Consider the following 20,497-nt stretch of genomic DNA (forward strand, 5'->3'; position numbering starts at 1 on the left):
GCCGTGATGGCATGTGCGCGTCGGGAAGGTGGTGGCGCGACCGCCGCCGTCCCGTGAAAGGATGGAGCGCCCCTGCCCCGCGGGCCGCCGGACCACCAGGTCGGAGCCGGTACGGCGGGCGGGTCGGACGACGGATCGCGGCGAAGGGACCGGAGCGCACGTGAGCGAGAATCAGAACCTCCTCGCGGAGCAGCGCCGCGCCCTGATCCTGGACGAGGTCCGGCGCCGGGGCGGCGTCCGGGTCAACGAGCTGACCCGCAAGCTCGGCGTGTCCGACATGACGGTGCGGCGCGATCTGGACGCGCTGGCCCGTCAGGGAATGCTGGAGAAGGTGCACGGCGGCGCGGTACCGGTGGTCGAGGCGAGCACGCACGAGCCCGGTTTCGAGGCGAAGTCGGCTCTGGAGCTGACCGCCAAGGAGGACATCGCGCGGTCCGCCGCCCGGCTGGTGATGCCGGGCGCGGCGATCGCCCTGTCCGGCGGCACGACGACCTACGCGCTCGCGCAGCACCTGCTGGAGGTGCCCGACCTGACCGTGGTGACGAACTCGGTGCGGGTCGCCGACGTCTTCCACGCCGCGCAGCGCACGTCCGGGCAGCGGCAGGGCGCGGCGACGGTGGTGCTGACCGGCGGGGTGCGCACCCCGTCCGACTCGCTGGTGGGGCCGGTCGCCGACCAGGCGATCGCCGCGCTCCACTTCGATCTGCTCTTCCTGGGCGTCCACGGGATATCGGTGGAGGCCGGACTGTCCACGCCGAACCTCGCGGAGGCCGAGACGAACCGCCGGCTCGTGCAGTCGGCGCGCCGGGTCGTGGTGGTGGCCGACCACACCAAATGGGGGACGGTCGGCCTGAGTTCGTTCGCCGGGCTGGCCCAGGTGGACACGCTGGTCACCGACGCGGGTCTGCCCGCCGAGGCGCGCACCGAGATCGCCGAGCATCTGCACCGGCTGGTGGTGGCGGGCGAGACCGAGGGCGACGAGGAGGTCTGACCGCGCGCCGGCCGGGGGTCTCAGTCCGGCCAGACGCCCGTGGCCAGCAGCGACTCGATGGCGGCGGTGTACGGGGCGATGTCCAGGCCCTGCTCCTCGAGCCAGGAGTCGGAGTAGTACTTGTCCAGGTAGCGGTCACCGGGGTCGCACAGCAGGGTGACGACGCTGCCGGTGCGGCCCTCGGCCACCATCTCGGAGACGATCTTCAGCGCGCTCCACAGGCCGGTACCCGTCGAGCCGCCCGCCTTGCGGCCGATGGCCCGCTCCAGGGCGCGGACGGCGGCCACGCTCGCGGCGTCCGGGACCTTCATCATCCGGTCGATCGCGCCGGGCACGAAGCTCGGCTCCATGCGCGGCCGGCCGATGCCCTCGATCCGGGAGCCGCAGTCGCAGGTGACGTCCGGGTCGCCGGTGGTCCAGCCCTCGAAGAAACAGGAGTTGTCCGGGTCGGCGACACAGATGCGGGTGTCGTACTGCATGTAGTGCACGTAGCGCGCGAGGGTCGCCGAGGTACCGCCGGTGCCGGCCGTGGCGACGATCCAGGCCGGCTCCGGGAAGCGCTCCAACTCCAGTTGCCGGAAGATGGATTCGGCGATGTTGTTGTTGCCGCGCCAGTCGGTGGCCCGCTCGGCGTAGGTGAACTGGTCCATGTAGTGGCCGCCGGTCTCCACCGCGAGGCGGGCGGACTCCTCGTACATCTTCCGGGAGTCGTCCACGAAGTGGCACCGGCCGCCGTGGAACTCGATCAGACGGCACTTCTCGGCGCTCGTCGTGCGCGGCATGACCGCGATGAAGGGCACACCGATCAGCTTGGCGAAGTACGCCTCGGAGACGGCCGTGGAGCCGCTGGACGCCTCGATCACCGGGCGGTCCGGCCGGATCCAGCCATTGCACAGGCCGTAGAGGAACAGGGAGCGGGCGAGCCGGTGCTTGAGGCTGCCGGTGGGGTGGGTCGACTCGTCCTTCAGGTAGAGGTCGATGCCCCACCGCTCGGGCAGCGGGAAGCGCAGCAGGTGCGTGTCCGCCGAGCGGTTGGCGTCGGCCTGGACCTTGCGGACGGCGTCTTTCAGCCAGCTGCGGTAGGCGGCGTCGCTGCGGTCGACGTCGAGGGTAACGCCGGTCCGGTTCTGTGGGGTCGTGCTCACGGCGGGGCTCCTTACGCTGAGCGTTGACGGCACCTCGAGCGGCCGGCTCCTCGCATCATAAGCACCTTGCACACCTCTTCCCACCTGCATAAACGCATCTTTGGGCCGCCCAAAGGGACGCCTGGGCACAGCGGTGCGGGTCCCTCGGGGGCGCATTGGCGCGAGTGCTCCGGGCGCCCTTCGCGCACGCCCCCCGCGCACTGGTGCTCCCGCCCTCGCCGGGGCAGACTGCACCGGACGGGACCCTCGTCCCGGACGGCGGCGCACACCGGACAGTCGTGGCGCACACCGGACCACAGCACCGCGTCGGCCCGGACCGGTACGACCGGACACGGGCCGGATCCGGACCCACTCGGTCCGGCACCGCGGCGAAGGACGCGCACAAGGGGGCGGCAGGACATGGCGGAGCCGGAGTTCACGGCCAAGGGCGTGCGGATCGACAAGCGGCTGCGTTCGCTCACCCGGGCCGGGCAGGTCCGGATCAGCGACGGGCGGGTGGAGTTGCTCACCAGCTACGGCAGCGAGATCGACAGTGCGCCGGTGCAGGCGGTGCGGGCATCCAGGCCGTGGTTCGCCCCGGAGGACCGGGCGCACGCGGACCTCAACGGCAAGCGGTACTCGCTGACGCTGGGCGAGCACGATCCCGCACCGGGCGAGCCGGGGCCGCCCGCGGCGCGGCGGTTCATCGAAGCGGTGCGCCGCGCGGCCGGGCGCGGCGGCTGACCGGCGGCCGAGGGCGGCGAGTTGCGGGAGCGCATCCGCTGCGTCACGCTGGTCTCACGTCACTCTGGGTTTACCGGCGATAACGCTGCGAACCAGCTCGCCGGCCCTGACAGCAGGCGGACGTTTGGACGCAAGCACCCTGCTGGATCCGTTTGTTCTCCGTGTTTCCTCCGGTTCCTCCGGACCTCACATCGGGGAGTCGCAGCCGTGATCAGTCACTCAAGCAGGCACTGCACGGTGGAGCTCCAAGCCCTGCCGTCGCGGATCGGCCAGGTCCGCAGAATCGTATCTGCACAATTGCGCTACTGGCATATGGACCCGCTGATCGACCGGGCCGCGCTCGGTGTCACCGAGCTGCTCAGCAACGTCCACCGGCACGCCCGGCCCGACAAGTCGTGCACCGTCGAGCTGGAACTGCTGGTCGACCGGCTCACCGTCTCGGTGCGCGACCACGATCCCCGTCTCCCCGTGGTCGCCGACGCCGTGGAGGCGCCGGAACTCGTCCCGCTGGCCACCTGCGGGCGGGGGCTCGCGATGGTGGCGGCGCTGAGCGAGAGCTGGGGGGCGCGCCCCGAGGGCGACGACGGCAAGGTCGTGTGGTTCACCCTGCCCGCGCCGTCCACGGCGGTCCGGCAGCCGGCCCGCTCGCCGCGGCCCGCGGCCGAGCGGCGGCCCGCGCCCCGGCTCACCGGGGTGCGGCGGGCCCCGGTGGCGGCCACGCCGGTCACCGCCGCGCCCACGCCCGTCGCCGTGGCGCCTGCCCCCGCTCCCGCCCCCGCCGTGGCGCACGCCCCGGCCGTGACGTCCGCTCCCGCCCGGTCGGCCGTCGCCGGCTGACCGGGCGGTGACGCCACCACGGACCGCGGACGGGGCGGGCCGGGACGGCCCGCCCGTCCGTGTGCCATGACCATCCGTGTGCCATGACCGGGCGTCAGAAGGGTTCCCGGGCCGGCCGCGCACCGCCCGGAACCGGCACGCGTACGAACCCCGCGGGCCCGGCACCCGCGGCGGCCCGGCCGCGGCCACCGGCACCCTCGGCTCAGGCCGAGGCGTTTGCGTAGCGCCCGAGGACCGGTTCCAGGTGGTCGACGCACGGTCCTTCCAGTCCGGCCGCTCCGGCCTGCGGGCGGACCAGTTCGATCTGGTCGAACTCGGGCTCGCGGCCCTCGCCCGTCTCCGTGCTCACCAGCCGCGCGTACCGCTCACGCAGTTCCCGGCCGGAGCTCGGCGGGGCGAGGAACACGACGCCGACACCGCCTCCCGCGCCCCGGGTGGTCAGCCACAGCCTCAGGGCTCCGGCGGGGGTGGCGGAGCCGGTCTCCTCTGCCAGCTCGCGGGCCGCGTGCCGGCGCAGGCCGTCGACGTCCAGCTCGACTCCCTCGTCCGGGGGTTCGACACTCCCGCCGGGGAGCTGCCAGCGGCCCGGCGCCGCGGTCGAGGCGGCCATCCGCCCCACCAGCAGGCGCCCGTCCTCGGACGGCTGCGCCACGGAGACGAACAGCGAGGAGCACACCGGCGCGTCCGGCAGCTCCCGCAGGGCGCGGTGACGGTAGGTGGCCCGGGCCCACGACAGCACCAGTGCGTCCCGCCCGTCCCGCTCCAGGCCCGTCAGCGCGGCCACCGGACCGTCGAAGAGCGCCGGATTGGCCCGCACCGCCTCCTCCCACCGGCGGTCCACGGCCGCCCGGTGCGCCGGGGACAGTTCGGGCAGGACGGTCTCGACGAGCCGGATGCGCGGGGGGGACAGCAGCTCCACCCGGCCGGCCCGGATCACAGCGCCGCCAGCGGATCGTCCAGGACCGGCTGCCAGGCCAGCTCCGCCGCGCCCACCAGGCTGTTGTGGTCCAGGGTGCAGGCCAGGACGGGGACTCCGCCGCTCTGCCCCCACAGACTGCGGTCGGCGACCACCGCGCGCAGGCGGGCGGGGTCGGCGTCGAGCAGGGTGCGGTGCAGGCCGCCCAGGATGATGCGGTCGGGGTTGAGGATGTTGACCAGGCCGGCCAGGCCCAGCCCGAGGCGGTCGATCAGGGCCTCGGCGGCGCCGCGCACGGACGGGTCGGCGTACTGGTCGCGCAGCATCTCGTTGGCCTGCTGCAGCAGGGAGACCTCGGGGCCCGGATCGCGGCCCGCCTCGACGAGCAGGGCCAGCGGGTCCGTCTCGACGTCCAGGCAGCCGCGGCTGCCGCAGTGGCAGGGGCGGCCCTCCGGGTTGACGGTGAGGTGCCCGACCTCCAGGGCGAGCCCCGAACTCCCGGTGTGCAGACGGCCGTCGAGGACCAGCGCGCCGCCCACGCCCCGGTGCCCGGTGGCCACGCACAGCAGGTCCCTGGCGCCGCGGCCGGCGCCGTGCCGGTGCTCGGCGAGCGCGGCGAGGTTGACGTCGTTGGCCGCGAAGGCGGGGCCGGTGATGCCGGCGGCGCGCACGCACCGCGCGAAGATTTGACGGACCGGCGCCCCCACCGGCCAGGCCAGGTGGAGCGGGTTCAGGGCCAGGCCGTCCGGTTCGGCGACCGCGGAGGGCACGGCGAGTCCGGCGCCCACGCAGCGGCGGCCGGTGGTGCGCAGGAGTTCGGCGCCCGCCTCGACGACGGAGCCCAGGACCTTCGCCGGGTCGGCGTCGACGGTCTCGCAGCCGGGCGCCGTCGCCACGATCCGCCCGCCGAGCCCCACCAGTGCGGCCCGGAAGCCGTCGGCGTGGACCTGCGCGGCGAGCACCACCGGGCCGTCCTCGGCGACCTCGAGGCGGTGCGAGGGGCGCCCCTGGGAACCGGCCGCCGCGCCCGGCCGGGCGTTCACCCGGATCAGCCCGAGCGCCTCCAGTTCGGCGGCCACCGCACCGGCGGTCGCCCGGGTGACCCCGAGTTCGGCGGTCAGCACGGCCCGGGTCGGTGCCCGTCCGGTGTGCACGAGCTCCAGCGCCGGTCCGAGCGCACCGCGCCCCCGGTCCAGCCGCGCCCTGGAGGTGATCCCTTCCCCCGCCTTCCGGGGGTCCGCCTTGCCGGTCATGAGGGGAGTCTCCCATGATCCGCAGCCGTCGTGGCCTGCCCCGGTCGGACCTACAACCCGCCGACCCGCAGGGTGAGGTTCAGCCGCCCGGTCAGTCCCAGTTCCGGCGGCGCCGTGCCCGGACGCACCCGCGGCACTCCGTGATGGGCGAGGCGGGACGGCCCGCCGAACACGAACAGATCGCCGCTGCGCAGCTCGACGTCCGTGTACGGCCTGGTGCGGGTCTCGGTGTTGCCGAACCGGAAGACGCAGGTGTCGCCGAGGCTCAGCGACACCACCGGCGCGTCCGACCGCTCGTCGGCGTCGCGGTGCATGCCCATGCGGGCGTCGCCGTCGTAGAAGTTGATCAGCGCGATGTCGTAGGGCGCGGCCGGGAGCGCCCGCGGCCCGAGCGCCTCGGACACGGCGGCCCGGGCCAGCTCGTCCAGCCAGGCCGGGAACGGCTTCACGGGCGCGCCGTCACCGTCGACGGCGGTGGGGGCGTAGCCGTACGGGTACCAGTGCCGGCCCAGGCAGACCTGCCGGGCGCTCATCGTGCCGCCGCCGGGCGTGCGGACGGTGCGCAGGCCGGCCGGGGGCCGGGCCCACGCGCGGCAGTCGGTGAGCAGCGCGCGCTGCCGCTCGGCGGGCAGCCAGCCCGGGACGTGCACGGCGCCCGGCGCGACCCGCGCCGGCTCCCGGGCGAACAGCTCGGCATCCATGCCGTCCATCCTGCACGAACGGTCGTGAGCTGCGGCTCGGCTAGCCTGGGGCGCGATGAGCGACCGTATGACGACACCGTGGGGCGAGTTCGAGCTGTCCCGCTTCCCCGACGATCCCCGCGACCCGCTGCGTGCCTGGGACGCCTCCGACGCGTACCTGCTGCGGCACCTGGCCGAGGAGGGGGTGCCGCTGACGGGCACGGTCGTGGTGGTCGGCGACCGCTGGGGCGCGCTGGTCACGGCGCTCGCCGGGTACCGGCCGACGCAGATCACCGACTCCTTCCTCGGGCAGGAGGCGACCCGGGCGAATCTGGCCCGGGCGGGTGTCGAGCCCGGTGCCGTGCGGCTGCTGACCACACAGGATCCGCCCCCGGAGCGGGTGGACGTGCTGCTGGTCCGGGTGCCGAAGAGCCTCGCCCTGCTGGAGGACCAGTTGCTGCGGCTCGCACCCGCCGTGCACGCGGGCACGGTGGTGGTCGGCACCGGGATGGTGAAGGAGATCCACACGTCCACGCTGCGCCTGTTCGAGCGGATCCTCGGTCCCACCCGGACCTCACTGGCCCGGCAGAAGGCCCGGCTGATCCTCTGCTCACCGGACCCCGCCCTGGAGCGGCCCGCCAACCCGTGGCCGTACGGCTACGACCTTCCCGAGGACGCCGGGGCGCTCTCCGGGCGCCCGGTCGTCAACCACGCGGGCGTCTTCTGCGCCGACCGGCTCGACATCGGCACCCGCTTCTTCCTGCGGCACCTGCCGGCCGGGCCGGGTACCGGACGGGTGGCGGACCTCGGCTGCGGCAACGGTGTGGTCGGCACGGCGATGGCACTGGCCGATCCGGAGGCCGAAGTGCTGTTCGTGGACGAGTCGTTCCAGGCCGTGGCCTCCGCCGAGGCGACCTACAGGGCCAACGGGGTCCCGGGGCACGCGGAGTTCCGGGTCGGGGACGGGCTGTCCGGGGTGGCGCCCGGCAGTGTGGACCTCGTGCTGAACAACCCGCCGTTCCACTCCCACCAGGCGACCACCGACGCGACGGCCCGGCGGATGTTCGCCGGGGCGAAGCGGGCGCTGCGCCCCGGCGGCGAGCTGTGGGTGGTCGGCAACCGGCATCTGGGCTACCACGTCGGGCTGAAGCGGCTGTTCGGCAACAGCGGGCTGGTGGCGAGCGACCCGAAGTTCGTGGTGCTGAGGGCGGTCAAGCGGGACTGACCGCCCGCCCCGAGGGAGGTGTGCTCCGGCCGCGGGTGAGGACCCCGATGATCCGGGCCACCTCCCGGGACATGGCGTCCCGGCCCTCGCGCAGGTACGTGCGGGAGTCGACGGCTCGCGGGTGGGCGGCCAGGAAGTCCCTGATCGCACCGGTCATGGCGGCGTTGAGTGCGGTGCCCACGTTGACCTTGGCGATGCCGCCCGCGACGGCGGCCACCAGGCCGTGGTCCGGCACGCCGGAGGAACCGTGCAGGACCAGGGGTACGGGCAGCGCGGCGGACAGCCGCCCCAGCAGGGCGTGGTCCAGGGCCGCGGTACGGGTGGTCATCGCGTGGGCGCTGCCGACGGCCACGGCCAGCGCGTCGACTCCGGTGGCGGTGACGAAGTCGCCCGCCTGGCCGGGGTCGGTGCGCGCCCCGGGTGCGTGGGCGTCGAGCGGGGCCCGGCCGTCCTTGCCGCCGATCTGCCCCAGCTCGGCCTCGATCCACAGGTTCCGGGCGTGCGCCCAGTCGGCGGCCGCCCGGGTCGCGGCGAGGTTGTCGGCGTAGGGCAGGTGGGCGGCGTCGTACATCACCGAGCCGAACCCGGCGCCGGGTGCCTGGCGCAGCAGGTCGTCGCTCCGGACGTGGTCGAGGTGCAGCGCGACGGGGACCCCGGCGCGTTCGGCGGCGGCGACGGCGGCACGGGCCAGTGGCAGCAGACGCCCGTGGCGGAACTTCACGGCGTTCTCGCTGACCTGGAGGATCACGGGGGCGCCGGCGGACTCGGCCCCGGTGATGACGGCCTCGACGTGTTCCAGGGTGATGATGTTGAACGCGGCGACGGCGGAGCGGTCTTCGGCGGCGCGGTCGACCAGCTCGCCGGTGGTCGCGAGGGACACGGCCCGTCTCCCTTCCGGAGCGTGGGTCAGGAGGCGAGGATCACCGAGCGGGTGAGGTGGCGCGGGCGGTCGGGGTCGAGGCCCCGGTGGGCGGCGACGGCGACCGCGAGGCGCTGGACGCGGACGAGTTCGGCGAGCGGGTCGAGGGTGCCCGCGATCCACGTCCCGCCCGTGCGTCGGACCTGTTCGGCGAGGCCGGCGGGTGCCTCGCCCAGCATCCAGGTGGCGGTGCCCTCGGTGGTGACGCTGATCGGCCCGTGCCGGTACTCCATCGCCGGGTAGGCCTCGGTCCAGGACAGCGAGGCCTCCCGCATCTTCAGGCCGGCCTCGTTCGCGAGACCCACGGTCCAGCCGCGTCCCAGGAACGTGAACTGCGCGCGGTCGACCAGGTCTTCGGGCAGCGGGGTCGCGAGGGCCGTGCGGGCGTCGGCGACGACGGCCGCGGTGTGCAGGCCGAGGTGGGCGCGCAGCACGGTGAGCGCGGTGGTGGCGAACCGGGTCTGGACGACGGAGCGTTCGTCGGCGAAGTCCAGCACGACGAGGTCGTCGGCGGCCGACTTCACCGGGGTTTCGGGGTCGGCGGTGATCGCCGTGGTCCTGGTTCCTCCGCTCAACCACCGGAGCAGTTCCAGCACTTCGGTGGTGGTGCCGGAGCGGGTGAGGGCGACGACCCGGTCGTAGGACCGTCCCGGCGGGAACTCGGAGGCCGCGAAGGCGTCCGTCTCCCCGTGCCCGGCGCTCTCGCGCAGGGCGGCCACCGCCTGCGCCATGAAGTACGACGTCCCGCATCCGACGATCGCGGCCCGCTCGCCCGGCGCCGGGAGCGCCCCGGCGTGCCGCCCCGCCTCCTCGGCCCCACGTATCCAGCATGCGGGCTGGCTGTTCAGCTCCTCCTCGACATGGCGCATGCCACACCCTCCCCTTGGTGATTGTTCTTGCAAGATATAGCGGCCTTTCGAGCAGAATCAAGCATTCGAGCGGAAGTGAGGTGCGCTAGGGTCGCCGGGAACACGGAGAACGGAGGCCGCGGATGTCCCGGGACGCCCGCTGGAAGGCGCTGCTGGAACTGCTCGTGGAGCGCGGCCGGCTGGAGGTCGAGGAGGTGGCGGCCGAGCTCGGGGTGTCGGCCGCCACGATCCGCCGCGACCTCGACCAGCTCGCCGAGCAGCAGATGCTGGTGCGCACTCGGGGCGGGGCGGTGGTGCACGGGGTGTCGTACGAGCTGCCGTTGCGCTACAAGACGGCCCGCCGCGCGTCGGAGAAGCAGCGGATCGCCAAGGCGGTGGCGGATCTCGTGGCGCCGGGCGAGGCGGTGGGGCTGACCGGCGGCACGACCACCACCGAAGTGGCACGCGCGCTCGCCGTGCGCGGCGACCTGGGAGCCGACTCACCCGCCCTGACCGTCGTCACCAACGCGCTCAACATCGCCAACGAGCTGGCGGTACGGCCCCAGTTCAAGATCGTGGTGACCGGCGGGGTCGCGCGTCCGCAGTCGTACGAGCTCGTCGGCCCGCTCGCGGACGGGGTACTCGGGCAGATCACCCTGGACGTGGCGGTGCTCGGCGTGGTCGCGTTCGACGTCACGCACGGCGCCGCGGCGCACGACGAGGCGGAGGCCGCGATCAACCGGCTGCTGTGCGAACGCGCCGAGCGGGTGGTCGTGGCCGCCGACTCCAGCAAGCTGGGACGGCGGGCCTTCGCCCGCATCTGCGCGGCGGGGCAGGTGGACACGCTGGTCACGGACACGGCGGTCGCCGCGGAGACCGCGCACCGCTTCGAGGAGGCGGGAATCCGGGTGCTGGCGGTGTGACGGCCGGCGCGCGGGCGCGCCGGGCCGCCTCCGGACCGGAGGCGCCCGCCGGCACGGCCCGGCCGTCGACGGCGCGCTCAGTAGCCGCTGCGGTCGGCCTTCACGAATCCGGCGCCGCGCTGGTCGTTGCAGCCGGACACCGCCCGGCCCTCGGGGTCCGGCCAGGACTGCCGGGCCTGCAGCGCGACGCTCACCAGGGTCAGCAGCAGGTCGACGTCGCTGGCCGCGTCGAGCCGGAGGGTGACCCACGGGGAGCCCGGCACGATTCGGACCGCGCCGGAGGCCCTCAGGTCCTTGGCGAACCGCCGGATGGCCCGGTCGGTCAGCCGCAGGTCGACATCCCGGTCGGAGTGGAAGTGGACGATCTCACCCTCGGCCGAGTCGACCGCCTCTCCCGTGCCACAGCTCGGGAGGGCTCGTCTCAGGTCCGGCCAGGTCGCCAGTTGCGCGAGCGCGCGCGAGGCCAACGTCATGGGGCCATCATGGCCTGCTCACCCCTCGGCAACCAGCCGGTGCGCAAGCATTAACCGACCTGTATCCGCTCGGGTTTCCGGTGCCCGGACACCCGAGCGCACGCGGAAGGCCCCTGAACTCGGCCTCCTTGACCCCACCGCGGCGGCCCGCGCGGCGGCACGCCTCTCGGGCCGCCCGCCATCGGCTTCATGACCGACCGGCTTTCCCTGCCCACCGCGCTCACCGGCATGGCGGCACCGGGCCGCTCCGGTCGCCCCCCCCCGTCACGCGGGCCCGTGAACTCGCGGGCCGGAAAAAGGAGTCTCCCCGAAGGCGCCCCATCGGGCAGACTCACCGCCATGGAGACTGCCGAGTTCCTTCATGCGCTGGACCGGGAAGGGCGGCTGCTGGCCGCGGCCGCCGAGATCGCGGGCACGGACGCCAAGGTGCCGACGTGCCCGCAGTGGCAGGTACGGGACCTGCTGCGGCACACGGGCACCGTGCACCGGTGGGCCACCGCGATCGTCGCCGACGGGCTCACCGCCCCGCGCCCCCTCCCGGACGAGCCCGAGCTGGACGGGGCCGAACTGGTGGCGTGGTACCGGGAAAGCCACCGCCGGCTGGTCGAGACGCTGGCCGGCGCCCCGGCGGACCTGGACTGCTGGACGTTCCATCCGGCGCCCTGCCCGTCGCCGCTGACGTTCTGGACCCGCCGGCAGGCCCACGAGACGGCCGTGCACCGTTATGACGCGGAGACGTCGCGGGGCGGTCCGGCGTCCCCGGTGTCCGCCGGATTCGCCGCGGACGGTGTCGAAGAGCTGCTGCGCGGCCTCCACGCCCGGGCGCGGAGCCGGGTCCGTACCGACCGCCCGCGCGTACTGCGGGTACGCGCGGTGGACGCGGGCTCGGAAGCCGTGTGGACCGTACGGCTGTCCGACCGGCCGCCGGTGACCTCGCGGAACGCGGACGGCGACGCGGATGCCGAACTGACCGGCACGGCGGAGCAGTTGTACCTCGCGCTGTGGAACCGGGCACCGGTGCCGAACGTGACGGGCGACCGCGCGCTGGCGGCGCTGTGGCGGGAGAGTTCAGGTATCTGACGTCTCGTCAGTCCGACTCGGCCAGCATCCGGCCGAGCACCGCGCGCTGCACCGGACGCACCTCGCCGTGCAGCGCGCGCCCCTTCGCCGTGAGGGCCACGCGGACCCCGCGCCGGTCCTCCTCGCACATGGCCCGGCACACCAGGCCGTCCTTCTCCAGGCGGCCGATCAGGCGGGACAGGGCGCTCTGGCTCAGATGGACCCGCTCGGAGATCTCCTGCACACGGTAGGTGCAGCCGCCGTCCGCCGCCGCACCCTCGGCGAGCACGTCGAGCACCTCGAAGTCACTGGCGCACAGGCCGTGTCCGTGCAGCGCCCGGTCGAGCTCGCACTGGGTGCGGGCATGCAGGGACAGGATGTCCCGCCACTGCTCCACGAGTGCGTGCTCGGCGTCCTTCCCCGTCATGGGCGCACCGTAGCAGAGAATCGCGATTGTTGCATCGTAATTAAATGCAATTGCATCTGATGCGCGTGCATGTAGTCTCACCGCATGACCTCTCCGCTCACCACCCCCGCCGCCGAGGGACGCTGGACTCCCCGGCTGTGGGGCACCCTGCTGGTGCTGTGCGCCGCGATGTTCCTGGACGCCCTCGACGTGTCCATGGTCGGCGTCGCGCTGCCGTCCATCGGCGCCGATCTCCATCTGTCCACGTCGACGCTGCAATGGATCGTCAGCGGCTACATCCTGGGGTACGGCGGGCTGCTGCTGCTCGGCGGCCGCACCGCCGACCTGCTGGGCCGGCGCCGGGTGTTCCTGGTGGCGCTCGGCGTCTTCGCGCTGGCCTCGCTGCTGGGCGGGGTGGTGGACTCCGGTCCGCTGCTCATCGCCAGCCGCTTCGTCAAGGGGCTGAGCGCGGCCTTCACCGCCCCGGCGGGCCTGTCGATCATCACGACGACGTTCCCCGAGGGGCCGCTGCGCAACCGTGCGCTCTCCATCTACACCACCTGCGCCGCCACCGGGTTCTCCATGGGCCTGGTCCTCTCCGGCCTGCTCACCGAGGCCAGTTGGCGCCTCACCATGCTGCTGCCCGCGCCGATCGCGGTGATCGCCCTGCTGGCCGGACTCCGGCTGCTGCCCCGCAGCAACCGGGAGGAGAACCGCGGCGGCTACGACATCCCGGGCGCCGTCCTCGGCACCGCCTCGATGCTGCTGCTGGTCTTCACCGTGGTCCAGGCACCGGAGGCCGGCTGGGCCTCGGCCCGCACTCTGCTGTCCTTCCTGGCCGCGGCCGTCCTGCTCACCGCGTTCGTCCTCGTGGAGCGGCGCTCGCCGAGCCCGCTGATCCGGCTCGGTGTGCTGCGCTCGGCCGGTCAGATCCGCGCCCAGCTCGGCGCGGTGGCCTTCTTCGGCTCCTACGTCGGCTTCCAGTTCCTCACCACGCTCTACATGCAGTCGCTGCTCGGCTGGTCGGCGCTGCACACGGCACTCGCCTTCCTGCCGGCGGGCGCGCTGGTGGCGATCTCCTCGACGAAGGTCGGCGCGATCGTCGACCGGTTCGGCACCACGCGGCTGATCGCGACCGGCTTCGCGCTGATGGTCGCCGGGTACGCGCTGTTCCTGCGCGTCGATCTGGACCCGGTGTACGCGGTCGCGATCCTGCCGTCGATGCTGCTGATAGGCGCGGCCTGCGCGCTGGTCTTCCCCTCGCTCAACATCCAGGCCACCAACGGGGTCGACGACCACGAACAGGGCATGGTCTCCGGGCTGCTGAACACCTCGGTCCAGGTGGGCGGCGCGATCTTCCTGGCGGTCGTCACGGCCGTGGTGACCGCGTCCGCGCCCGCCACCGCCACCCCGCAGGGCGTCCTGGACAGCTACCGGCCGGGCTTCATGGTGGTCACCGGGATCGCCCTGGCCGGTCTGCTGATGACGCTGACCGGAGCGCGCGGCCGCCGGAGCCGGCCGTCGATCGTCGTCACCCGGTCCACCGCGCAGACCGTGGCGGAGGCCCGAACGGAACCCGTGCCGGTCCGCGACTAGGACCTGGTGCCGCGTCGGTCGGGCATCGGCCGTCGAGGAGCTGCGTCCGGTGGGGCCTCCCGGGCCTGTCGGCCGGCAGCCCTCGCACCGGGCGCACCCGGACCTTCGGCCGGTGCGGCGAGAGCGCCCGCCGGGCGTCGCGCCGGGGCGGACCCCGGCTGACGCGGCACCGGCCGGGGCGCTCGGTCGGGCCGGATCCGGGCGACAGACCCCGGGGAACGCATCGCGTGCGCCCGGTGGGAGTTGCATCCCGCCGGGCGCACCCTGATCGCGTACCGCCGCGATCCCGGTGCGGCCGGCCCCGGACGGAACGGGCCGGACCGGGCCGGCCCCTGGGCGAGGACGACGGGTCGCGCACGGGCGGAGTCCGCGAGGCCACCGGCGCACCCCCAACGTCAAGGACCGGCTGTCAGGCCCACGCTTCGCGCGAGCCGTTCCGCCGCGTGGCGGAAGAAGGCCGCACGGTCCTCGACCACCCGGTTGAACTGCCCGAACACCTCGAAGCCGACCAGTCCGAACAGTTCGGCCCAGGCCGCCACCAGGGCCACCACCACCTCGGAAGGCAGGTCGGGCGCCAGGTCGGCCGCCAGCCGCTCCGCCTCGGGCCGCAGTCCGGCGGGCAGGGGCAGCCCGGTGAGGCCACTGGTGCCGTGCGCGTCGCGGACGATGCCGATGAGCAGCAGTCCGACCCGCGCGGCGGCGGGGACGGTGGCCTGCGGCGCGGAGTACCCGGGCACCGGCGAGCCGTAGATCAGCGCGTACTCGTGCGGATGGGCAAGGGCCCACACGCGCACCGCCTCGCACACCGCCGTCCAGCGCCGCGCGGGATCCGCACCGGGCGCCGCGGCCACGGCCTCGGCCGCCTCACCGAGGGAGTCGTAGGCGTCGATGATCAGCGCGGTCAGCAGGTCGTCCCGGCTGGGGAAGTAGCGGTACAGCGCGGAGGAGACCATGCCCAGTTCGCGGGCGACGGCCCGCAGCGACAGCTTGGCCGCGCCCTCGTGCGCGAGCTGTCTGCGCGCCGCGTCCTTGATGGCCGCGGTCACTTCGGTCCTGGCTCGCGCGCGGGCGCCCTGTGCGGTGCTCATGGCAGCAGTGTGCCACGAGGGCGGAGCAGTGCACACAAACGAGAACGCCGAACAAAAAAGAGAGCAGTGCTCTTGCACCGGAGCACCGGTCTGCTCCACACTGGAGTCGACCGAGAGCACCGCTCTCCCGAACCGTGGGGGTCACCATGTCGTCGTCTTCCTCGCCGTACTACCTCAAGGGCAGCGCGCTGAACGTCCGGTTCAACGCGATCGTCGGCTGGCTCGCGCGGCACGGGCTCAGCCTGGCCGGCAGCGCCGAGATGTCCGTGCGCGGCCGCAAGAGCGGGCGGATGCAGCGCATCCCGGTCAACCCCCACAGCCACGAGGGTGCGCGGTACCTCGTCTCCGCGCGCGGCCACTCCCAGTGGGTGCGCAACATGCGGGTCGCCGGCGGCGGTGAGCTGCGGGTGGGCCGCAAGGTGCGCGTGTTCACCGCGGAGGAGATCCCCGACGCCGAGAAGCTCCCGATCCTGCGGACCTATCTGCGGAAGTGGGGCTGGGAGGTCAACCAGTACTTCCAGGGGGTGACGGCCGGGTCCTCCGACGAGGAGATCCTCGCGGCGGCCGGCGACCACCCCGTCTTCCGGATCACCGTCACGGAGTGACGGTCTCCTCCGCGGCCTCGGCCTCGGCCGCCACCGCGCCCCGGTTCCGGTCGAACGCGGTCAGCGCGCGCTGGGCGAGCGGATGGGAGCGGACCAGTGCACCCAGGGACGTCGAGCCCTGCGTGATCTCCTTGAACGCCTTCCACGCGGGCCGGAACCCGGTGAGGACCGCGTGGAAGACGCCGGGACGGCGCTCGAACGCGGCCAGCATCCGCTTGCCGACGCTCATCTCGACACCGAGACCCGCCTTGATCGCGAACGCGTAGTTCAGTGCCTGGCGACGGGTGTCGACGGCGTCGTGCGCCTCGGCGATCCGGACCGCCCACTCCCCCGCCAGCCGGCCCGAGCGCAGCGCGAAGGAGATGCCCTCCCGGGTCCACGGCTCCAGCAGCCCCGCCGCGTCGCCGCAGACCAGCACCCGGCCCCGGGAGAGCGGCGAGTCGTCGGCGCGGCAGCGCGTCAGATGGCCGGAGGAGATGCTCGGCTCGAAACCGGCCAGCCCGAGCCGGGCGATGAAGTCCTCCAGGTACCGCTTCGTGGCGGCGCCCTCGCCGCGCGCCGAGATCACACCGACCGTCAGCGTGTCGCCCTTGGGAAAGACCCAGCCGTAACTGCCCGGCATGGGGCCCCAGTCGATGAGTACGCGCCCCTTCCAGTCCTCGGCCACCGTCTCCGGGACCGGGATCTCCGCCTCCAGGCCGAGGTCCACCTGGTCCAGCTTCACACCGACGTGCGCGCCTATGCGGCTGGCGCTGCCGTCGGCGCCGACGACCGCGTGGGCCAGCACGGTCTCCCCGCCCTGCAGCACCACGGCGACGGTACGACGGTCGGGCACCGTCGAGCCGTGCTGCTCGACCCGCTGGACGGCGACGCCGGTGCGCAGCTCGGCGCCCGCCTTCTGGGCGTGCTCGACGAGCTGCTGGTCGAACTCGGGCCGGTTGATGAGCCCGAACAGCATCCGCCGGGAGCGGCGGGTGCGGCTGAAGCGGCCGTTGTGCGAGAAGGTCACCGCGTGCACGCGGTCCTGGAACGGCAGCTCGAAGCCGGGCGGCAGCGCGTCACGGGACGGGCCGATGATGCCGCCGCCGCACGTCTTGTAGCGCGGCAGCTCGGCTTTCTCCAGCAAGAGCACGCGCCGCCCCGCGACCGCCGCCGCATAGGCCGCCGAGGCCCCCGCGGGTCCCGCGCCCACCACGACGACGTCCCATACCCGCTGCACGTCGTCCGCCGAAGAGTTCTCGCCGCTCACGATGGTCTACTGCTCCGATCAAGCCGCTGCCGCACCTGTCCCCAGCATCCTACGGCGACGATCACGGTGGACCGCTGTGGGAGGATCGATGTACTCACCCGGTACAACGTCGCACCCACGAGGAGCGTGCCCATGTCGTCGAATCCGGTCGCCGAGACCGTCGCCTCGCTACTGCCCGGGGCCAAGGCGGAGCTGGCCGAACTGGTCGCCTTCAAGTCGGTGGCCGACTTCGCGCAGTTCCCCAGGAGCGAGAGCGAGGGCGCCGCGAAGTGGGTCGCGGACGCGCTGCGCGCCGAGGGATTCGTGGACGTGGCTCTGCTGGACACCCCGGACGGCACCCAGTCGGTGTACGGCTTCCTGCCGGGCCCGGAGGGTGCAAAAACGGTTCTCCTCTACGCCCACTACGACGTCCAGCCGCCGCTCGACGAGGCCGGCTGGACCACCCCGCCGTTCGAGCTGACCGAGCGGGACGGCCGCTGGTACGGCCGCGGCAGCGCCGACTGCAAGGGCGGCGTGATCATGCACCTGCTCGCGCTGCGGGCGCTCAAGGCCAACGGCGGCGTCCCGGTGAACGTCAAGGTGATCGTCGAGGGCTCGGAGGAGCAGGGCACGGGCGGCCTGGAGCGGTACGCCGAGCAGCACCCCGAGCTGCTGCGCGCGGACACGATCGTGATCGGCGACGCCGGCAACTTCCGGGTCGGCCTGCCCACGGTCACCACCACCCTGCGCGGCATGACCCTGGTCCGGGTCCAGGTCGACACCCTGGCCGGCAACCTGCACTCGGGCCAGTTCGGCGGCGCCGCCCCGGACGCGCTGGGCGCGCTGATCCGGGTCCTGGACTCGCTGCGCGCCGAGGACGGCTCGACCACGGTCGACGGGCTCGACTCCGCCGCGCGGTGGGACGGCCTCGAGTACACCGAGGAGCAGTTCCGCAAGGACGCCAGGGTGCTGGACGGCGTGGGCCTGATCGGTGGCGGCTCGGTCGCGGACCGCATCTGGGCCCGCCCCGCGGTCACCGTCCTCGGCATCGACTGCCCGCCGGTCGTGGGCGCCACCCCCTCGGTGCAGGCCGGCGCCAGGGCGCTGATCAGCCTGCGGGTGCCGCCGGGCGTGGACGCGGCCGAGGCGACCAAGCTGCTGCAGGCGCACATCGAGGCACGCACCCCGTGGGGAGCCCGGGTCACCACCGAGCAGATCGGGCAGGGGCAGCCCTTCCGCGCCGACACCTCCAGCCCGGCCTACCAGGCGATGGCCGACGCCATGGCCGTCGCCTACCCGGGCGAGTCGATGAGCTACGCCGGCCAGGGCGGCTCCATCCCGCTGTGCAACACCCTCGCCGGCCTCTACCCGCGGGCGGAGATCCTGCTGATCGGCCTGAGCGAGCCGGAGGCGCAGATCCACGCCGTCAACGAGAGCGTGTCCCCCGAGGAGCTGGAGCGGCTCTCGGTCGCCGAGGCGCTGTTCCTGAGCAACTACGCGGCGGGCTGAACCCTTCCGCCCTCGGCAGAGCGCCCTCGCCAACCGGCGGGGGCGCCGCCCGCGTTCGGCACATGGACGGGCTCGCACCGCTCCCCCCGCCTCCACCCGCTGCGCCTCCCGGTCGGTCAGGCCCGTATCCGGCGCGACGGCGACGAACTGTCGCTGACCGACGCCAGGGCGGCCGGCCCGGGCCGGGCGATCGCCGAGCCGCGACCCGCTGGGCCGAGCCCCCCGGGGACACGCCGGATCGTTGCGGGGGTGTCGGCTGAGGCGTGCGCGGGCATCGACCGGACCTGCCACAGCGGCTCGCACCACCGCACGACGTGCCGGCGGTGCGCCGGGAACGGCCGGATCGCCGCCACCTCCGCAGGGCTGGACAACGGGTTGCTCCGTGCCGCCCGGGAAGCGGTCACGCGACCGCGGTCGCCGACCGGAGGCACGGAAGCGGCCGGCGGCCCGATGTCCGCGTCACGGCCGAGGGGGCGCGCTCCTCACCGGCGCCGACCGCTCTTGAGCACTTCGTAGTAGTCGTCGGAGCCGAGGTCGAGCCGGAACACCATGCCGTACCTCTGGCGAAGGCCGGACACCGTGCCCGAGGCCGGCTCTCGCAGGAACCGCTGCATCGGAGGGTCGTTCTTGAGGGCGAGAGGTTCCTCAACGAGGCGCTTGGGATCACGGTCACGCACCGGATCCCACGTCAGCGTGTCTCCCCAGGCGAAGACGGAGCTCGGATCCGGCGCCCCCGAGCCGTTCGGGTTCGGCCCTTTGCCCTGATAGTAGGCCAGCAGCCGTCTGCCGGTGTCGTCGCGGGTGAACGGTATCCGCGGGTCGCTCCCGCCCGCGGTCAGAACGCTGTCGATGACCTCGGCCATGTGGTCCGGGTCGGCACCGTAGTACGCGGTCATGTGCATGAAGCACTTGATCTTGTAGGTGTCGCTTCCGTCCTGGAAGAAGGGCTGCTTGCGCAGACCCGTCCGGCAAGTGTCCCGCACCACGACCAGTCCGAGGCTCAGGCGGGTGTGGTCGGCGTATGCCCGAACGACCTTTCGGAGCTTCTGCTCCGCCTGCTGCCTGGCCTCGACAGCCTGACGGCTGCCGGCCAGTGTGCGGGCCTCCTTCGGGCTGACGGCGCGGTTGCCGGACGAACACGCGGTCATCGTGAGCAACAAAAGGACGGCGAGGCCGCCTTTGGCCGTGCTCTTCATCGGGCCTCTCATCGCTGGGTCGTTCCGCCAGGGGGTTGCCAGGGCCACTGTCCACCGGGCAGGTGGGTCCGGGCATGAGTACCGGTACTCAGACAGGTCCGGGGCAGCCCTGGCGGACTGCCCCGGAATGATCAGGAGCGATCGTCAGAGGCCCATGCCCGACATCGTCCGCTCCAGGGAGTTCGCGTACAGACGCGCGCCCCCGATCTTCGGATGGAACGACTGGGCCGACAGGCCGTAGTTCCTGAGCCATGGCCAGTCGTTGCTCGGGTTGTCGGACTTCACGAGAGTCTTGACGATGCCGTGCACCTGCTCCGGGTCACCGCACACACCCTTGCCCGCGAAGTCTCTCGCCGGGTCGGAGAACCACACGTTCGCGCCCTGCGCCTTCGCGTCGTCGGCCGCGCCCTGCATCGCCGTCGCCAGCGTGCCGGCGGTGGCGTTGAGCCAGTCCGCCGAATCCGGGGACAGACCGAGGGTACCGATGCTCAGGCAGGAGCCCCTGTCGGAGAGCAGCGGCGGGTACCCCATCAGGACGATCTTCGCGTGCTGCGCCTTGCCGTGGATCTGCAGCAGTGTCCTGGTGATGTCCGGACGGACGATCTCGTTGATGATGCCCGGAACGGCGGTCTCCAGTTTCTGGCCGACGAACTTCGCGTCCCGCCCGTCGACGTGCCCGTCCTCGTCGCCCTCGTCGAACGTCTTGCCCTTGCAGTTGCCGCCGCTGAAGGACATCAGGCACTTCTGGAAGATGTCGGAGAACCGGGAGTCGTTGCCGCCGATGGAGATCGTGACGAGGGTCGTGTTCTGGTCCAGGTACCCCTTGTCGATCTGCGGCATCTCCCGGCTGTTGTCCTGGATCACTCCGTCATGCAGA

21 protein-coding genes are annotated in these 20,497 nt (G+C 73.3%); 9 read left to right on the forward strand and 12 right to left on the reverse strand.

The window, feature by feature from the left end:
* Window positions 1-160 precede the first annotated feature (160 nt).
* A complete protein-coding gene (locus tag MXD57_RS22715) occupies window positions 161-991 on the forward strand; it encodes a DeoR/GlpR family DNA-binding transcription regulator (RefSeq protein ID WP_250403602.1) in 831 nt (276 codons plus the stop codon).
* A 20-nt stretch (window positions 992-1,011) separates the two neighbouring features.
* Here the strand turns inward: MXD57_RS22715 and MXD57_RS22720 are convergent, their stop codons facing one another.
* The gene (locus MXD57_RS22720) at window positions 1,012-2,136 is read right to left on the reverse strand and encodes a PLP-dependent cysteine synthase family protein (protein WP_250403603.1); all 1,125 of its coding nucleotides are present in this window, start codon (window positions 2,134-2,136) and stop codon (window positions 1,012-1,014) included.
* Window positions 2,137-2,535: 399 nt separating this feature from the next.
* Between MXD57_RS22720 and MXD57_RS22725 the strand changes: the two genes are divergently transcribed.
* Together MXD57_RS22725 and MXD57_RS22730 are read left to right on the forward strand one after the other, a co-directional pair.
* Complete coding sequence (locus tag MXD57_RS22725; RefSeq protein ID WP_250403604.1) at window positions 2,536-2,859, forward strand: hypothetical protein; 324 nt, start codon at window positions 2,536-2,538, stop codon at window positions 2,857-2,859.
* Window positions 2,860-3,066: 207 nt separating this feature from the next.
* A complete protein-coding gene (locus tag MXD57_RS22730) occupies window positions 3,067-3,696 on the forward strand; it encodes an ATP-binding protein (RefSeq protein WP_250403605.1) in 630 nt (209 codons plus the stop codon).
* Window positions 3,697-3,898: 202 nt separating this feature from the next.
* Here MXD57_RS22730 and MXD57_RS22735 read toward each other — a convergent pair whose 3' ends face one another.
* Genes MXD57_RS22735 through MXD57_RS22745 form a run of 3 tightly spaced genes read right to left on the reverse strand, consistent with a single transcriptional unit; the run spans window position 3,899 to window position 6,566 of the window.
* Window positions 3,899-4,633 (reverse strand): NUDIX domain-containing protein, encoded by a 735-nt coding sequence (locus tag MXD57_RS22735; RefSeq protein WP_250403606.1) that lies wholly within the window; start codon window positions 4,631-4,633, stop codon window positions 3,899-3,901.
* Complete coding sequence (locus tag MXD57_RS22740; protein ID WP_250403607.1) at window positions 4,630-5,865, reverse strand: ROK family protein; 1,236 nt, start codon at window positions 5,863-5,865, stop codon at window positions 4,630-4,632. The genes MXD57_RS22735 and MXD57_RS22740 overlap by 4 nt, the downstream gene beginning before the upstream one ends.
* 50 nt (window positions 5,866-5,915) lie before the next feature.
* Window positions 5,916-6,566, reverse strand: coding sequence for an alpha-ketoglutarate-dependent dioxygenase AlkB family protein (locus MXD57_RS22745; RefSeq protein WP_250403608.1), 651 nt, complete (start codon window positions 6,564-6,566; stop codon window positions 5,916-5,918).
* Window positions 6,567-6,633: 67 nt separating this feature from the next.
* On the opposite strand from MXD57_RS22745, the gene MXD57_RS22750 reads away from it, so the two are divergent.
* A complete protein-coding gene (locus tag MXD57_RS22750; protein WP_250403623.1) occupies window positions 6,634-7,770 on the forward strand; it encodes a methyltransferase in 1,137 nt (378 codons plus the stop codon).
* Here the strand turns inward: MXD57_RS22750 and MXD57_RS22755 are convergent.
* Together MXD57_RS22755 and MXD57_RS22760 are read right to left on the reverse strand one after the other, a co-directional pair.
* The gene (locus MXD57_RS22755) at window positions 7,757-8,650 is read right to left on the reverse strand and encodes a class II fructose-bisphosphate aldolase (RefSeq protein ID WP_250403609.1); all 894 of its coding nucleotides are present in this window, start codon (window positions 8,648-8,650) and stop codon (window positions 7,757-7,759) included. The two genes, MXD57_RS22750 and MXD57_RS22755, sit on opposite strands and share 14 nt — an antisense overlap.
* Window positions 8,651-8,676: 26 nt before the next feature.
* Complete coding sequence (locus tag MXD57_RS22760; protein WP_250403610.1) at window positions 8,677-9,558, reverse strand: SIS domain-containing protein; 882 nt, start codon at window positions 9,556-9,558, stop codon at window positions 8,677-8,679.
* A 122-nt stretch (window positions 9,559-9,680) separates the two neighbouring features.
* Between MXD57_RS22760 and MXD57_RS22765 the strand changes: the two genes are divergently transcribed.
* Window positions 9,681-10,460 (forward strand): DeoR/GlpR family DNA-binding transcription regulator, encoded by a 780-nt coding sequence (locus tag MXD57_RS22765; protein WP_250403611.1) that lies wholly within the window; start codon window positions 9,681-9,683, stop codon window positions 10,458-10,460.
* 77 nt (window positions 10,461-10,537) lie between these two features.
* Here MXD57_RS22765 and MXD57_RS22770 read toward each other — a convergent pair whose 3' ends face one another.
* Window positions 10,538-10,933, reverse strand: coding sequence for a luciferase domain-containing protein (locus MXD57_RS22770; RefSeq protein ID WP_250403612.1), 396 nt, complete (start codon window positions 10,931-10,933; stop codon window positions 10,538-10,540).
* A gap of 339 nt (window positions 10,934-11,272) precedes the next feature.
* On the opposite strand from MXD57_RS22770, the gene MXD57_RS22775 reads away from it, so the two are divergent.
* Window positions 11,273-12,013, forward strand: a complete 741-nt coding sequence (locus MXD57_RS22775) for a maleylpyruvate isomerase family mycothiol-dependent enzyme (protein WP_250403613.1) — start codon at window positions 11,273-11,275, stop codon at window positions 12,011-12,013.
* A gap of 7 nt (window positions 12,014-12,020) precedes the next feature.
* Here the strand turns inward: MXD57_RS22775 and MXD57_RS22780 are convergent, their stop codons facing one another.
* Window positions 12,021-12,419, reverse strand: coding sequence for a MarR family winged helix-turn-helix transcriptional regulator (locus MXD57_RS22780; protein ID WP_250403614.1), 399 nt, complete (start codon window positions 12,417-12,419; stop codon window positions 12,021-12,023).
* A gap of 84 nt (window positions 12,420-12,503) precedes the next feature.
* Between MXD57_RS22780 and MXD57_RS22785 the strand changes: the two genes are divergently transcribed.
* Window positions 12,504-13,994, forward strand: coding sequence for an MFS transporter (locus MXD57_RS22785; protein ID WP_250403615.1), 1,491 nt, complete (start codon window positions 12,504-12,506; stop codon window positions 13,992-13,994).
* 395 nt (window positions 13,995-14,389) lie between these two features.
* On the opposite strand, the gene MXD57_RS22790 is transcribed toward MXD57_RS22785, so the two are convergent.
* Window positions 14,390-15,082, reverse strand: coding sequence for a TetR/AcrR family transcriptional regulator (locus tag MXD57_RS22790; RefSeq protein ID WP_250403616.1), 693 nt, complete (start codon window positions 15,080-15,082; stop codon window positions 14,390-14,392).
* A 146-nt stretch (window positions 15,083-15,228) separates the two neighbouring features.
* On the opposite strand from MXD57_RS22790, the gene MXD57_RS22795 reads away from it, so the two are divergent.
* Window positions 15,229-15,687, forward strand: coding sequence for a nitroreductase family deazaflavin-dependent oxidoreductase (locus MXD57_RS22795; RefSeq protein ID WP_250403617.1), 459 nt, complete (start codon window positions 15,229-15,231; stop codon window positions 15,685-15,687).
* On the opposite strand, the gene MXD57_RS22800 is transcribed toward MXD57_RS22795, so the two are convergent.
* Entirely contained in the window at window positions 15,677-16,936 is a 1,260-nt protein-coding gene (locus MXD57_RS22800) for a geranylgeranyl reductase family protein (RefSeq protein WP_250403618.1), read from the reverse strand. The genes MXD57_RS22795 and MXD57_RS22800 overlap by 11 nt on opposite strands.
* Before the next feature lie 132 nt (window positions 16,937-17,068).
* Between MXD57_RS22800 and MXD57_RS22805 the strand changes: the two genes are divergently transcribed.
* Window positions 17,069-18,424: a dipeptidase gene (locus MXD57_RS22805; RefSeq protein WP_250403619.1), complete on the forward strand. Its 1,356-nt coding sequence runs from the start codon at window positions 17,069-17,071 to the stop codon at window positions 18,422-18,424.
* A gap of 482 nt (window positions 18,425-18,906) precedes the next feature.
* Here the strand turns inward: MXD57_RS22805 and MXD57_RS22810 are convergent, their stop codons facing one another.
* Both MXD57_RS22810 and MXD57_RS22815 read right to left on the reverse strand, forming a co-directional pair.
* Entirely contained in the window at window positions 18,907-19,620 is a 714-nt protein-coding gene (locus MXD57_RS22810) for a hypothetical protein (RefSeq protein WP_250403620.1), read from the reverse strand.
* Window positions 19,621-19,764: 144 nt separating this feature from the next.
* Window positions 19,765-20,497 (reverse strand): SGNH/GDSL hydrolase family protein (locus MXD57_RS22815; protein WP_250403621.1); only part of this gene is annotated, 733 nt, incomplete at its 5' end.

Source organism: Streptomyces cellostaticus, from assembly GCF_023630175.1.
Taxonomy (GTDB): Bacteria; Actinomycetota; Actinomycetes; order Streptomycetales; family Streptomycetaceae; genus Streptomyces; species Streptomyces cellostaticus_A.